14 protein-coding genes are annotated in these 13,856 nt (G+C 53.1%); 12 read left to right on the forward strand and 2 right to left on the reverse strand.

Features of this window, described 5'->3' with window-relative positions:
- Window positions 1–6 precede the first annotated feature (6 nt).
- Window positions 7–1,149, reverse strand: coding sequence for a DNA polymerase III subunit beta (gene dnaN / locus JC200_RS11180; protein ID WP_274436327.1), 1,143 nt, complete (start codon window positions 1,147–1,149; stop codon window positions 7–9).
- 292 nt (window positions 1,150–1,441) lie between these two features.
- Window positions 1,442–2,890: a chromosomal replication initiator protein DnaA gene (gene dnaA, locus JC200_RS11185; RefSeq protein ID WP_274436526.1), complete on the reverse strand. Its 1,449-nt coding sequence runs from the start codon at window positions 2,888–2,890 to the stop codon at window positions 1,442–1,444.
- A gap of 455 nt (window positions 2,891–3,345) precedes the next feature.
- Between dnaA and rpmH the strand changes: the two genes are divergently transcribed.
- The 12 genes from rpmH (at window position 3,346) to JC200_RS11245 (ending at window position 13,833) form a co-directional block, all read left to right on the forward strand.
- Window positions 3,346–3,480, forward strand: a complete 135-nt coding sequence (gene rpmH, locus JC200_RS11190) for a 50S ribosomal protein L34 (protein ID WP_274436328.1) — start codon at window positions 3,346–3,348, stop codon at window positions 3,478–3,480.
- Between the two features lie 106 nt (window positions 3,481–3,586).
- Complete coding sequence (gene rnpA, locus JC200_RS11195) at window positions 3,587–3,925, forward strand: ribonuclease P protein component (RefSeq protein WP_274436329.1); 339 nt, start codon at window positions 3,587–3,589, stop codon at window positions 3,923–3,925.
- Window positions 3,926–3,940: 15 nt separating this feature from the next.
- Window positions 3,941–4,168 carry a membrane protein insertion efficiency factor YidD gene (yidD, locus tag JC200_RS11200; protein ID WP_274436330.1) on the forward strand — a complete coding sequence of 76 codons (228 nt, stop codon included), beginning with the start codon at window positions 3,941–3,943 and terminating at the stop codon, window positions 4,166–4,168.
- Between the two features lie 11 nt (window positions 4,169–4,179).
- Window positions 4,180–5,268 carry a YidC/Oxa1 family membrane protein insertase gene (yidC, locus tag JC200_RS11205; RefSeq protein WP_274436331.1) on the forward strand — a complete coding sequence of 363 codons (1,089 nt, stop codon included), beginning with the start codon at window positions 4,180–4,182 and terminating at the stop codon, window positions 5,266–5,268.
- Between the two features lie 27 nt (window positions 5,269–5,295).
- Window positions 5,296–5,973 carry an RNA-binding cell elongation regulator Jag/EloR gene (gene jag, locus JC200_RS11210; RefSeq protein WP_274436332.1) on the forward strand — a complete coding sequence of 226 codons (678 nt, stop codon included), beginning with the start codon at window positions 5,296–5,298 and terminating at the stop codon, window positions 5,971–5,973.
- Between the two features lie 129 nt (window positions 5,974–6,102).
- On the forward strand, window positions 6,103–7,503 hold the full coding sequence (gene mnmE, locus JC200_RS11215; RefSeq protein WP_274436527.1) for a tRNA uridine-5-carboxymethylaminomethyl(34) synthesis GTPase MnmE: 1,401 nt from the start codon (window positions 6,103–6,105) through the stop codon (window positions 7,501–7,503).
- A 63-nt stretch (window positions 7,504–7,566) separates the two neighbouring features.
- Window positions 7,567–9,450, forward strand: a complete 1,884-nt coding sequence (gene mnmG, locus JC200_RS11220) for a tRNA uridine-5-carboxymethylaminomethyl(34) synthesis enzyme MnmG (protein ID WP_274436333.1) — start codon at window positions 7,567–7,569, stop codon at window positions 9,448–9,450.
- The gene (gene rsmG / locus JC200_RS11225; RefSeq protein WP_274436334.1) at window positions 9,443–10,159 is read left to right on the forward strand and encodes a 16S rRNA (guanine(527)-N(7))-methyltransferase RsmG; all 717 of its coding nucleotides are present in this window, start codon (window positions 9,443–9,445) and stop codon (window positions 10,157–10,159) included. Before mnmG ends, rsmG begins: the two co-directional genes overlap by 8 nt.
- A 201-nt stretch (window positions 10,160–10,360) precedes the next feature.
- Entirely contained in the window at window positions 10,361–11,239 is an 879-nt protein-coding gene (gene noc / locus JC200_RS11230; protein WP_274436335.1) for a nucleoid occlusion protein, read from the forward strand.
- Window positions 11,240–11,472: 233 nt separating this feature from the next.
- Window positions 11,473–12,264 (forward strand): ParA family protein, encoded by a 792-nt coding sequence (locus tag JC200_RS11235; RefSeq protein ID WP_274436336.1) that lies wholly within the window; start codon window positions 11,473–11,475, stop codon window positions 12,262–12,264.
- Window positions 12,233–13,090 carry a ParB/RepB/Spo0J family partition protein gene (locus JC200_RS11240; RefSeq protein WP_274436337.1) on the forward strand — a complete coding sequence of 286 codons (858 nt, stop codon included), beginning with the start codon at window positions 12,233–12,235 and terminating at the stop codon, window positions 13,088–13,090. The genes JC200_RS11235 and JC200_RS11240 overlap by 32 nt, the downstream gene beginning before the upstream one ends.
- 14 nt (window positions 13,091–13,104) lie before the next feature.
- Entirely contained in the window at window positions 13,105–13,833 is a 729-nt protein-coding gene (locus JC200_RS11245) for a DUF554 domain-containing protein (protein WP_274436338.1), read from the forward strand.
- Window positions 13,834–13,856: the final 23 nt, after the last annotated feature.

Below are 13,856 nucleotides of genomic sequence, written 5' to 3' on the forward strand. Positions count from 1 at the left end.
TCTGCGTTAGCGCGTCAACACAGGTGAGATTAATTGCAGAGCCGTATCGTCGCCAGGTTCCTGAAGAATAAACGGCTGATTCGGACCGTTGAAGCGGACGACCACTGACTCAGACGAGATAGCATCGAGGGCATCCAGGACGTTTTTGCCGTTAAAAGCAATCTGCATCACATCACCTGACTGTGCCTCGACGCCAACTTGCTCAGACACATTCCCTACTTCTGCTGAACTTGAGGAAATAGTGATATAGCCGTTCGTAATCTCCAACCTCACCTGATTGTTGTCTCTGTCCCTGGCAATTAATGTCGCGCGATCAATGGACGAAGTAAGCTCATGCGTTGGCAGAGTGACTTCCGTACGAAAGTGCGTCGGGATGATGCGGGATGTATCTGGGTAGCTGCCGTCAATCAGCCGCGTGTAGAAATGTGTCGGTCCGACTACGAACAAGCTGTGGCTGTCGCTGTGTTGGACAGAAATCGGAGAGTCGTCATCCGGCAGAATTTTAGACAATTCGAGCAGGGATTTTCCAGGTAAAATCATGTTCCATTGTAAACTTTCATCCATTTCGTCGAAGCGGACAGTTCGCGTTGCAAGACGCAATGCATCTGTCGCTGTGCAGTTGAGTTCGCCTCTTTGCAGTTGAAAGTGGATACCTGTAAGGACAGGGCGAACTTCTGAATTCGAAGCTGCAAAGGCTGTAGTAACAATCAGTCGCTTCAAAGTGTGGCTGTCCACTTGAACCGGATCGACATCATGGAAGACAGGCAGTGTCGGGAATTCTGCTGCGTCAATGCCGTGGAGGTGAAACTGTGCTTGTCCGGACTGAATTTCCGCTACGTAATTATTTTGAATTGTGACTGTGACATCATCGGCTGGAAGTTTTCGTACCACGTCGGATAAGTAACGTGCTGGTAAGACGATCGATCCCGGTTGTTCTACAGAGAGTCGAGTTGATTCGTCTGCGACTACGTGGGTCTGAATTCCGAGTTCCAAATCATACGCTGTGGCCGTTAAAGTTGTGGGCGTAGCTTCTAGGAGAATGCCCGTTAACACTGGCTTTGGACTACGAACGGCAACTGCGCGTGAGACAGTTTGACTGAGTTGGAGCAGTGTACTTTGTTTGATGGAAAACTTCATGTTTTTCAGCATTCCCTTCTCGAGTCGGCTTCGTTGTTTGCTTCGGCTGTGCTGCGTGCCGCTTTTCATTTCGGGTTGGTATAAGTATTAGGATGGATCGTAAAAAATCAGCAGTGCAAGTACTAGGGCCTGTGTTTCCTGTGCATAACATCGATGTTTAGCGAAAGAACGCGTTTTACAGTGTTTTATGGCTGTGAAGAAGTTGTGCATAAGCAGTTACTCGACTCATGACATTGTCCACAGTCTCTGTGCAAAATCGGCAGTTTTGCGCGACTGTAGTCTGCGAACGGAACCGACTTGCGCCTTAGTGGAGCGTTCGGATGGCTTCTGACAGGCGATTGACTGTATCTTGCAACTGCGGGTCTTTCTCAAGCTCAGTTGAGACTTTTTCACAGGCGTGCAGGACGGTTGTATGGTCACGTCCGCCAAACTCGGCGCCGATGCGCGGCAGTGATAAATCGGTCAACTCGCGTACTAGATACATCGCGATCTGACGAGGAAATGCGACGTTTTTGGAGCGGTTTTTTGCTTTCATGTCTTCCATGCGCAAACCAAAGTGGTCTCCGATCACCTTCTGAATGCGCTGGGGCGTAATCACCTTTGGTTGGCTTGGAGAAATGATGTGCTTCAGGGCCTCTTTGGCGAGGGCGACATCAATGTCGCGGTTGACCAGCGAAGAATAGGCCACCACTCGAATAAGAGCGCCTTCGAGTTCACGGATGTTCGTGTCAATTTGGTTTGCAATATAAAAAGTCACGTCTTCAGGCACATGAAACCGATCAGACTTTGCTTTGCGTTGAAGAATCGCAACGCGCGTCTCGAGGTCGGGCGGCTGGATATCGGTGATGAGTCCCCACTCAAACCGGGAGCGCAGCCGGTCTTCGAGTGTTGGGATCTCACGTGGCGGTCGGTCGCTGGAAAGGACAATCTGTTTACCCTCGTTGTGGAGTGCGTTAAATGTATGAAAAAACTCTTCCTGAGTTGATTCCTTCTTAGCCAAGAACTGAATGTCATCAACAAGTAACACGTCAATGGAGCGGTAGCGGCGACGAAACTCATTGCTGGTATTATTGCGCAGCGATGTGATGAAGTCGTTCGTGAACTGTTCGCAGGATAAATACATCACGTTTAAGCGGGGGCTGCGCTCGAGAATCAGATGGCTGATGGCGTGCATCAGGTGCGTCTTACCAAGACCTACTCCGCCATAGATGAACAGAGGATTATATGATTTCGCAGGTGCCTCAGCGACTGCAAGGCAGGCAGCATGTGCAAAGCGATTGCTTGCGCCAATGACGAAATTAGTAAATGTGTAGCGCGGATTGAAGCTTTGCGCAGGGAACTCTGTATCGACAGCTTCTGTGGCATCGATTGCTGAAAAGGGAGTAACGATGGTATCCAACACACCAGTGTGCCGAACTGTCATGTCGGGAATGTGTCCGGTGTCAGGCAGCGGAGACTCTTCGTCTGTCCGATCCTCTTTGTCGCCTGGGGAAATGAATCGAACGCGATAAGGCTCACCTGTGTACGATGCACACAAGTGTGAGATGGTTTCACGGTAGTTTTCAGCGATCCAGTTCTTCGTGAAGGATGTAGGGACGAATACCGTCAATATTTGGTCGGTTTCAGTAAAATCGACAACCCGCGTTCCGCCAAACCAAGTTTCGAATGTTCGTGGATTCATTCGTTCGCGGATAGTCTCTAGTACTTTCCCCCAAAGTGAGTCAAAAAACGTGGGATCGAACGCAGTGCTCATGCTCATGATTACCCCCAAAGAACTACGAAAAATTACGAGCGGATGAGTGCATGTGTAGTGCAAATAGTCGTCGAAACAGGTAGGAAGATGTCGAATTTAAGCCGACATGTGTTCCCCGGACGCCAATAAGCGGATGGAGTAAGCGAGTCCCTGTATCGGTTGGAGATAACCACAGAAATGGCGGATGATTTTATCCACAGCCTGTGCATAATTCTGTGGATAACTGAGTGTTATCCACGGTTGTGCGTAATGTGGCGAACTCTATCATACCAAACTGGAAGAGGACGGGGCAATGCATTTTGCCGTTTATCCACAAATGCAACAATTGTTCGCCCACAGCTAAGTGGATACTTGGGACAAGTTGTGGATGAAGTGATTTTGCTTGACAAAAATGTGGAGGGGTGCCTATAATGATGAACAGTTTCTGCCCATAAGGTAAAAGGGGGTGGCGCAATTTGAAGCCGACCTACAACCCAAATACACGCAAGCGTAAGAAGGTACATGGATTTCGTAAGCGGATGTTGACGAAGAACGGTCGCAGGGTGATCGCTGCTCGTCGCCGCAGAGGGAGAAAGGTTCTTACCGCATAAGGCCGCTTCGGTGGCCTTTTTTGATTTTTGTGGGTCGATTCGCGTCGACTTCGGGTATTCTGTTGAGGCTCAGGTCGAATTGGGAGTAGTGGGAGGAGTTTGTGCTGTGCGCGCTGAACATCGGTTGAAGTTGAACCGCGAATTTCGAAGAGTGTTCGCGCGTGGGCGGTCCAAAGCGACAGGCCGCCTGGTTCTTTATTGGTGGCAGAAGCGAGATGGTCACTTTCGAGTTGGTTTTTCTGTCAGCAAGAAAGTCGGCAACGCTGTAGTCCGCAATCGTTTGAAACGTCAGTTGCGCGCGTGCCTCGCGCAGTATCAAAATATATTGGCGGAGCACTCTGTTGACTTCGTGTTTGTGTGTCGCCCAGCCGCAGCTGGATCGTCTTTTGCTGAGTTAAATGAAGACGTGGTCAGATTACTGCGCAAAGGACAGTTCATGGTATGATGGGGAAGTTGGGGGATGAATAACTTGAAACGTCTGGTCCTCTTGCTGATTCGGTTCTATCAATTGGCGATTTCACCGATGTTTCCACCAAGCTGTCGGTTTGTTCCAACTTGTTCACAGTATGCGGTTGAGGCTGTGGGCCGGTTTGGTGTGCTCCGCGGCGGGTGGCTTACGACGAAGCGGTTGCTCAAGTGCGGTCCGTGGCACCACGGCGGGTTCGATCCCGTACCCACCGAGCGGTAGGAGGTATATTGTTGAACGGACAAAATAAGTCCAAGCCCAAATGGCTGTGGGTCGTTGCACTGACACTGACCTTTTCATTGACCGGTTGCGGTATGTATCCGTCTGCGCCTGGTAAGTGGCCACATGGCTTTTGGGGTAGCATTTTGCAGGCGGTTTCACACGTCATTACGTACTTTGCGAACTATGTCGGGTACGGTCTGGCGCTGATTATCGTGACGATTATCGTCCGGCTGTTGATTTTGCCTCTGATGATCCGGCAGATTAAGTTCTCGAAGTCGATGCAGCAGCTGCAGCCGAAAGTGAGCGAAATCCGGAACAAGCATAAGGGCGACAACCAGAAAATCCAGCAGGAAACCATGAAGCTGTATCAGGAACACGGTTTCAACCCGATGTCAGGCTGCCTGCCGATGGTTGTCCAGTTGCCAGTTTTGTATGCGTTGTTTGGTGCGATTGAAGGCAACGTGGCCCTTCACAAGGCGACATTTCTACATATTTTCCAACTTGGCCAACCTGATCACACGTTCATTTTGCCAATTCTGGCGGGCATTACAACGTATCTGTCTTCACGCGTCATGATGACGGGACAAGACACGCAACAGAAGATGATGCTGTTCATCATGCCGATTTTCGTCTTTTTTATGGCGACTCGATTCGCGTCTGGTCTAGCGTTGTACTGGGTTGTCGGCAACATGTTTATGGCTGTTCAATCGTATTTCATCCGCGTCCGCCCCGCGCAATCGGCACAGGCTGCTGCTGTTTCCGCTGGGAAACTGCCTTCTAGGGCTGGTGGTTCCACTACGGCGCCTGTAAAAGAACAAAGTGGAAGAGTCAGTGCAAAGGGCGGGTCCTCCAGTCAGAAAAGTGGGCAGCCTGGTTCATCGAAGTCCGGTAACGCCTCGGGAAGTGGTAAGGCAAAGAGCAAACAAGCTGGTCCCACGCAGAAAAAACCTGTGCAACAGAAGTCCGCACAGAATGATTCTGCGGAGAGTCAATCCGGTGACAAGCCTGAAGCCAGTGTTCCGGTGTCACCTCCAGCGAACGCTACGCCCGACAGCACAGAGGCAGGAAACAATCAGGTCCAAAGAGAAGAAGAACAGTAGAATCGCGTCTAAAGAGGGGATCGTCAGATGAAGCGGGTCGTCGCAACGGGCAAGACAGTTGAAGATGCCATCACTTCTGCACTGGTTCGGCTCGGCGCTACGCGCGCACAGGTCGAAGTGCAAGTGATTCACGAGCCCGTCAAAGGCATCTTGGGCTTCATCGGCGGCAAGGACGCACAAGTCGAAGTTCGACTGAAACTCCCGCCCCAGGAGGAAGCCAAGCAGTTCCTTGTTGATATGGTGACGCGAATGGGTGTTGACGCTGCCGTGCGGGTGCGTCCGCTGGAGAGTGGAGAAGAACACTCGTATCTACTCGAGGTTGTATGCGACGATGAGGCTGAGCTTGCGTCGGTCATTGGGCGCCACGGTACCGTCCTAGATTCGATGCAGTACTTAGTCAACATTGTGGCGAATAAACAGCACGGTGACTTTATCAAGTTCGTCGTGGACGCTGGAGGATATCGTGACCGTCGACGCAAAGGCTTGGAACGCATTGCCGACCAAGCCGCGAATCGAGCCGTGCGGACTCGCCGGCCGGTGGAGTTGGACGAAATGCCATCGTCTGACCGCAAGGTAGTACACAGTCGGTTGCAGACACGTTCTGATGTAACGACTTCGAGTGAAGGCGTTGACCCGCACCGTAAGGTAATCGTTACACCGGTTCGCGGGAACCGGAGCCGACGCTCAGGACATCACGGAGTCTGATTGAAGGCATAAACTGTGCACAAAGAGCGCAGTGGTGCTGTTGATAGAGCAAGATGAAAAGCTAACGACCCTTTCCACGAGGAGAGGGTCGGTTGTTATGTGGTGGACCAAGGAGGTATAGACTTGGCGATGGAAAGCACGTTCAATCACGAACCGATTGCAGCGGTTGCGACTGCGCTAGGTGAAGCGAGCATCGGCGTTGTTCGCGTGAGTGGAGTTGGCGCGGCCGAAGTAGTGAAGCGTGTGTTTCGTACATCATCCGGGCGAGCTTGTACTCTCCCTCCCTCTCGCAGCGTGTTGTATGGGCAGGTCGTGGACCCAACACTGTACACGCTGGTGGACGAGGCTATTTTGGTGTGGATGCCTGCACCACACAGCTATACTGCAGAAGATGTGGCAGAGCTTCAGGTGCACGGCGGCATTCACGTCGTGCAGTCCGTACTCGAGTGTGCGCTTGCAGGGGGAGCGCGTCTAGCCGAGCCCGGTGAGTTCACGAAACGAGCGTTTCTGAATGGGCGCCTTGACTTGTCACAGGCCGAAGCTGTCATGGACCTGATTCGTGCGAAGACTGACTTGGCTCAACGCGCAGCGCTGGAGCAGGTCAAGGGGCGACTTCGGGATACCATCACGGAGTTGCGCAGGGAGCTCATCGGCTTGCAGGCGCATGTCGAGGTGACCCTCGATTATCCGGAGCACGATGTAGAACAGGTTGCCTGTCAGGCGGTCGTTGTGACGGGATCAAAGCTGATTGAGGAAGTTGAACAATTGGCGGCCGCTTCCCGCGTCGGGCAAATTCTTCGAGAAGGAATTGCGACTGTGATCGTCGGGCGTCCAAACGTCGGTAAGTCATCGCTCTTGAATGCTTTGCTGCGCAGAGAGCGGGCTATCGTCACCGACATCCCGGGTACCACGCGGGATGTGCTGGAAGAGTACGTCAACCTGCGCGGTATACCGTATCGGTTGGTCGATACCGCCGGGATGCGCGACACAGAAGACGTCGTGGAGAAGATTGGTGTAGAGCGGTCGCGAGCGATGATTGATCAAGCCGAGCTAGCGGTTGTTGTCTTGGCTGGGAGTGCGGCGCTAGCGGAGGATGACTTGACGCTGCTCGGATTAACAGATACGGTGCCGGCGCGGGTCGCTGTGGTGAATAAATCGGATTTGCCGCGAAGTCTCGACCTTTCGCAGTTGAAGGAGCAGTTGCGACCGAAGGATGCTCTTGTCGAGGTTTCTGCGCTTGCAGGGACTGGACTTTCCGATCTCGAATTGGCGATGGAGCAAGTGGTGCTGGGTGGTGAAGGTCAGCTCAATGAGCGCACAGTTGTGACTAACGCAAGGCAGGGAACCCTTTTACGGCAGGCGGCGGTTGACCTTGAGCTCGCGGTTGACGCGGCGAAGCAGAGCGCTACACTCGATATCATCGCTGTCGCATTACAGGCAGCCTATGCGTCGCTTGGGCTGGTCATTGGTGAAGAAGTTGGGGAAGATTTACTCGATGAGATTTTTTCGCGCTTCTGCCTTGGTAAGTAAGTAGTTTGAGGAGTTGCGCTGTGCTTGAGTGGTTATAGAATCTGACTGTGAGGAGCGATCGGTATGTCCTACCAGGCGGGAGAGTATCAGGTGATTGTGATTGGTGCCGGGCATGCGGGTTGTGAAGCGGCACTGGCAGCGTCGCGCATGGGTTGCAAGACGCTGCTCATAACGATTAGCCTCGACACGATCGCGTTTATGCCGTGCAACCCCTCCGTCGGAGGGCCGGCAAAGGGCGTAGTCGTGCGAGAAATCGCGGCGCTTGGCGGAGAAATGGCTCGCAATATCGACCGCACTTACATTCAAATGCGAATGCTGAACACGGGTAAAGGTCCGGCGGTTCAAGCGCTCCGGGCGCAGGCGGACAAAGCACTGTACGGCTTGACGATGAAGCATACACTCGAGCGCGAACCGAACCTGACGCTTGTGCAGGGAATGGTTGAAGAACTTTTAACCGAAGGCGGCGAGATTCGCGGTGTAGTTACGAAAACCGGTGCTGAGTACTGCGCGTCAACGGTCGTCTTGACCACTGGCACATACCTGCGTGGACGCGTTTTTATCGGTGATATCTCGTATGAAAGCGGCCCGAATGGACAGATGCCTTCCGTCCGGTTAACAGACAGTTTGTTGGACCTTGGTTTTGAGTTGGTACGCTTTAAAACGGGTACACCTCCGCGCATCAACCGCAATACAGTGGATTTTGACAAGCTGGTCGAGCAACCGGGAGACCCAGAACCACAGCATTTCAGTTTTGACCCAGATGTGCCCGTTCGAGAACAAGTGCCGTGTTGGTTGACGTACACAAACGAGTCGTCGCACAACTTGATTTTCGGAAACCTGCACAGGGCGCCGATGTACACCGGGGATATCCAAGGGACCGGTCCGCGTTACTGTCCCTCGATTGAAGACAAGGTCGTGCGCTTTCGCGAGCGACCGAACCACCAGGTCTTTCTCGAACCGGAAGGGCGAGACACCTCTGAGTGGTATGTGCAGGGGCTGTCAACCAGTCTTCCTGAAGACGTACAGCGTGACATTTTACGGACGATTCCGGGGCTTGAACGTGTGGAGATGATGCGGCCAGGTTACGCGATCGAATACGACGCGATTGTGCCGACACAGCTGTGGCCGACGCTTGAGACAAAGCGTGTACGTGGCCTGTTTACCGCCGGGCAAATCAACGGGACTTCCGGGTACGAAGAGGCCGCCGGACAAGGAATTATGGCTGGAATCAATGCGGCGCTCCAAGCGCTCGGTCAAGAACCACTGGTATTGCGGCGGTCCGAGGCGTACATCGGCGTGATGATCGACGACCTCGTCACCAAGGGTACGAATGAGCCGTATCGATTACTCACGTCGCGCGCGGAGTACAGACTATTGTTGCGGCACGACAACGCCGACCTGCGGCTGATGGAGATTGGGCACGAAATTGGTCTGATCGAAGACGTGCGCTACAAGGCATTGATTCATAAAAGGGAGGCTGTTGCAAAGGAGATGGCGCGGCTGAAGCACACGTATGTGAAGCCGAGCGAGGCAAATCCAGTACTAGAGCGAATTGGCTCACGCCTTATTGAGGAACCGATGGCGCTTGACCAACTTCTGCGGCGGCCGGAAGTATCCTATACAGATGTTGGAAATCTTGGAGGTGCCGCGGCAGATGCGCCTTCCGACGTGACAGAACAGGTAGAGATCCAAACCAAATACGCAGGGTATATCGACCGCCAACTCGCGGAAATTGAACGGCAGAAACGGCTTGAGGATAAGCCACTTGGCGCGGACATTGAATATGCATCGATTTCCGGACTGTCGATGGAGGCGCGGGAGAAACTCGGCGGCATACGTCCTCAATCGGTCGGGCAGGCGGCGAGGGTTCCAGGTGTGACGCCGGCTGACATCTCAATTTTGTTGATTTACCTCGAACAACAAGGGAGGCAGCGTGAGCATGCCTGAGTGGGACGGCAGTGAGTGGGGGTGGAGTGAGCAGGCACGGACCCGATTTGCTCGCTACTACGAGCTGCTAGTCGAGTGGAACGGACGGATGAACCTGACCAACATCGTCGACCGCCATGAAGTCTACGTCAAGCACTTTTACGACAGTGTATGGGTGCGCGAAGTTCCAGAGTGGCAAAGGTTGATGCGTAATGGTGGTCGGGTCGTGGATGTCGGTACCGGAGCCGGCTTTCCCGGTATGGCGCTCGCAATTCTCGAACCTGAGTGTGAGTTTGTGTTGCTCGACGCTCTGCAGAAGAGGATTGGCTTCTTGGAGACCGTTGCCAATGAGCTTGGACTTGGGAACGTTCGGGTGGTTCACGCGCGAGCGGAGGATGGAGCGCGTCAGAGCGGATTGAGGGCGTCTTTTGACGCAGTGTTATCGAGAGCAGTAGCTAGACTTAACGTTTTGATGGAGTACACCTTGCCGTTCGCGAAAGTCGGTGGGACTGTGTTTGCGTACAAAGGACCAGGCGTGGAAGAAGAGTGGCAGGATGGTCAAGGTGCTGCTAAAGTCCTCGGCGGGTCAGTCCCAGTTCGGGTTGACAGGACGCTGCCGGAGCAGATGGGTGAGCGCGTGTTGGTGGTCGTTCCCAAAGTGATGCAGACTCCGAAGACCTTCCCGCGCAAAGCCGGCACGCCGCAAAAGCAACCCCTGAAAGCAAAGTAGTGCCGCAGTTTTTGCCGGTGTCCGTAGGGAACCAACCGCGAGGTGGCGGTGCGTCGCCTGTCGCATTGTGACGAAGGCTAGGAAGCTTTGTCGGCGTGCAGGATTTGCTGACTAGGTGTGGAACTCGTGACAGTGTAAACAGAGCGGGAGTTGTAAACGTACCGAACTGCCCGACAGGGCTTTGAAAACGGGGGAGATGGGATGAAAGAGTCCTTGGTGAGTCGGATAGGCGTGACCCGCGAAAAGGTCGAGCCCAGTTTGGGCGTCGTCGATCTCGACGTCTCAACGATTGTCTCGAACCCTTTTCAACCGAGGTCCGTTTTTGACGAGGACAGCATTGCAGAACTGGCGCGAACTATCCAGACTCACGGTGTAATTCAGCCAGTGGTCGTTCGCTTTCGAAACGGCGCGTATGAGCTGATTGCAGGTGAGCGTAGGTGGCGCGCGGTACGCCATCTTGGGTGGTCAACGATTCCCGCGATTGTCCGTGAGATGAATGATGCACAGACAGCGTCTGCGGCGCTGATTGAAAACTTGCAACGTGAGGGCTTGACGCCGATTGAAGAGGCCGTTGCGTATCAACAACTGTTGGAGATGCACGGTTTAACGCAAGAGAGTCTGGCGCAGAGACTAGGTAAGGGTCAGTCAACGATCGCCAACAAGCTACGGCTGTTGCATCTGCCAGAAGCCGTTCAGCAAGCTTTGTTGGCACGTCAGGTGACAGAGCGCCACGCGCGCGCGTTGCTCGCGTTGCCGAGCGAGGAAATGCAACTAAAGTTGTTGCAAGAGGCAATTGAGCGCGGGTGGAACGTGAAACAACTCGAAGAGCGGGTAAAGAGTGTGATTACGAAGCTAGAGCGGCAGAAGCCAAAGCGTCCAAAGAAGCGTGGGTTATCGCGAGACGTTCGCTTGGCAGTGAACACGATTCGACAGTCACTCGAAATGATTGAAAAGACGGGATTTCAAGTGGAGTGTCAGGAGAATGACGAGTCGGACTTCATTGAGTTTGTGATTCGTGTACCAAAGTCTGGAATGAAACCTACACCTGTAGTCGCAGAGGCGGAAGAACCGGTGTCTTGATACTGGTGTGGGTTGTGAACTCGCTGAGAGGCTTTGACTGCTGCCGTCACATACGCGGCCGTATCTCCCACGGCTGCGTATCGCTGCTGGAAGTTTTCTGGACAAGTCCCCCCATTTTTCGCGATTTGAAGTACAATGGAGAGTAGCTAATCGGACGAGCATTCCCCCGTAGGTCGACGTAGTCGATGAACTTACGGGAGGTGTTTTTTGTCTGTGTAAGGGAGGTCGCTCGAGTGACCACTGGTCGGGTCATTGCGATTGCAAATCAAAAGGGCGGTGTCGGTAAGACGACGACAGCCGTGAACCTCGGTGCCTGTCTCGCAAGTCTTGGGAAAAAGGTACTGTTGATCGATATAGACCCGCAGGGTAACACGACGTCAGGTATTGGAATTAATAAAGCAGACGTAAAACACTGTATTTATGATGTCATTATTAATGATGTGGCAATTCAGGACGCAGTGCTACAAACACAAGTGGACGACCTGTCCCTTTTGCCAGCGACAATTCAACTGGCTGGGGCGGAAATTGAGCTGGTGCCTACGATTTCTCGCGAAGTCCGGTTGCGGCGTGCTGTTCATCCACTGCGGCAACAGTTTGAATACATTCTGATTGACTGTCCGCCGTCGCTGGGTCTGCTCACCGTGAACGCCTTAACGGCCGCAGATTCAGTACTCATCCCGATTCAGTGCGAGTACTATGCACTCGAGGGATTGAGTCAGTTATTGAACACCATCCGGTTGGTACAAAAGCACTTAAACACGTCACTGGAAGTCGAAGGTGTGCTTCTGACCATGCTGGACGCACGTACAAACCTTGGGCTTCAAGTCATTGAGGACGTCAAGAAATTCTTTCGGGATAAGGTCTATCACACGGTCATTCCACGCAACGTTCGCTTGAGCGAGGCACCGAGCCACGGCCGACCCGTCATTAACTATGACGCGCGGTCAAAGGGCGCCGAGACGTATATGGACTTGGCAAAGGAAGTGATCCGCAGTGACCAAACGGGCGTTGGGAAAAGGGCTTGAGGCACTAATCCCTCAGTTGGACGTGACGGATAACGACACAGTCTCGTCAGTATCGATTGGCCAGTTGCGGCCAAACCCGTATCAGCCGCGGCGGACCTTTAACGAGGAGAAACTGACTGAGCTCGCTCAGTCGATTGAACAGCATGGAATCATTCAACCCCTCGTCGTGCGCAAGAGTACAGTTCGTGGTTACGACATTGTAGCGGGAGAAAGAAGGTTTCGCGCCGCGCAGCGGGCCGGCCTTTCGGTGGTACCCGTCGTGGTGCGAGAGTTCTCTGATGTCGAACTGATGGAAGTCGCGATCATTGAAAACTTGCAGCGTGAGGACTTAAATGCGATTGAAGTGGCGGATGCGTACGCGAATCTCATGAATCGGTGTGGTTTGACACAAGATGAACTAGCGACACGGGTGGGCCAGAGTCGCAGCCATGTGGCGAATATGCTGCGATTATTGAACTTGCCGAATGCGGTTCGTGAGTATGTTTCACGTGGAACATTGTCCATGGGGCACGCTCGAGCACTCCTGGCAGTAGACAACGCTGATGCGCAAGAGCAGTTGGCTAAGCGGGTTGTGGAAGAGGATATGAGTGTGCGGAAGTTAGAGTCGGTCGTGTACAAGCCGGCGACGGGTGTTTCACGTGAAACACAAAAGAAACACCATCCCGAGGAAACCCGCTATCGCCGATATGAAGAACAATTTCGTACGGTGCTTGGAACTGCCGTCAAGATCCATCCAGGAAAAAAGCGCGGAAAAATTGAGATCGAGTATTTTTCACAGGAAGACCTAGAACGGATTCTCAATCTCCTCTCAACTCAGAATCACTAGGTGGTGTTCGCCTCTTGTTTCTCGCAGGGACGCTTGTCAACACGTTCGCAATTCTCCTTGGTGCCGGCATCGGCGTCCTTGTTCCCAACATCCCTGAACGGGTAAAGACGACAGTGATGCAGGGACTATCCCTAACCGTGATTGTGATTGGACTCAGTATGGCGATGAGTGATACCAAGGACATCCTCATCGTCATTCTCAGTCTCGTGATTGGTGGACTGCTCGGAGAGTGGATAAGCATCGAGGCTTGGCTCGACCGCCTCGGTGGGTGGGCGCAGCGCAGAAGTGGGAAAAATCCCGGAACAAGCTCAGTATCTGACGCGTTTGTCACAGCAAGCCTCGTCTTCTGCGTTGGGTCCATGGCTGTAGTCGGCGCCATTCAAAGCGGCCTGCAAGGCAATAATACAACTCTGTACGCAAAGTCCATGTTGGACTTCGTTACGTCCACAGTGTTTACGACTACCATGGGCTTTGGCGTGGCTTTGGCCGCGGTTCCCGTTTTGTTCTATGAAGGGCTGATTGCAACCATTTCTCACTTTGCGGGGAACGCCTTGAATGCCCCCGCAGTGATTGCGTGCATGACAGCGGTTGGTGGCATTCTAATTGTAGGCATTGGAGTCAACCTACTCGGTGTAAAGAAGATTGCCGTTGGCAATCTGCTCCCTAGTATGTTCGTCGCAACTGGACTCAAAGTCATCGCACCCATTGTCACTCACTATGCAACGACTTTGCTCCATACATGAGCCATCCATAAAATTGCCAACAC

Source organism: Alicyclobacillus sp. ALC3 (assembly GCF_028751195.1).
Taxonomy (GTDB): Bacteria; Bacillota; Bacilli; order Alicyclobacillales; family Alicyclobacillaceae; genus Alicyclobacillus_L.

Excerpts from the sequence above, each read along its gene's own strand:
- dnaN (WP_274436327.1), bottom strand. The coding sequence starts at position 1,149 with ATGCTGAAAAACATGAAGTTTTCCATCAAACAAAGTACACTGCTCCAA.
- dnaA (WP_274436526.1), bottom strand. The coding sequence starts at position 2,890 with ATGAGCACTGCGTTCGATCCCACGTTTTTTGACTCACTTTGGGGGAAA.
- yidD (WP_274436330.1), top strand. The coding sequence starts at position 3,941 with ATGAATAACTTGAAACGTCTGGTCCTCTTGCTGATTCGGTTCTATCAA.
- jag (WP_274436332.1), top strand. The coding sequence starts at position 5,296 with ATGAAGCGGGTCGTCGCAACGGGCAAGACAGTTGAAGATGCCATCACT.
- mnmE (WP_274436527.1), top strand. The coding sequence starts at position 6,103 with ATGGAAAGCACGTTCAATCACGAACCGATTGCAGCGGTTGCGACTGCG.
- mnmG (WP_274436333.1), top strand. The coding sequence starts at position 7,567 with ATGTCCTACCAGGCGGGAGAGTATCAGGTGATTGTGATTGGTGCCGGG.
- rsmG (WP_274436334.1), top strand. The coding sequence starts at position 9,443 with ATGCCTGAGTGGGACGGCAGTGAGTGGGGGTGGAGTGAGCAGGCACGG.
- noc (WP_274436335.1), top strand. The coding sequence starts at position 10,361 with ATGAAAGAGTCCTTGGTGAGTCGGATAGGCGTGACCCGCGAAAAGGTC.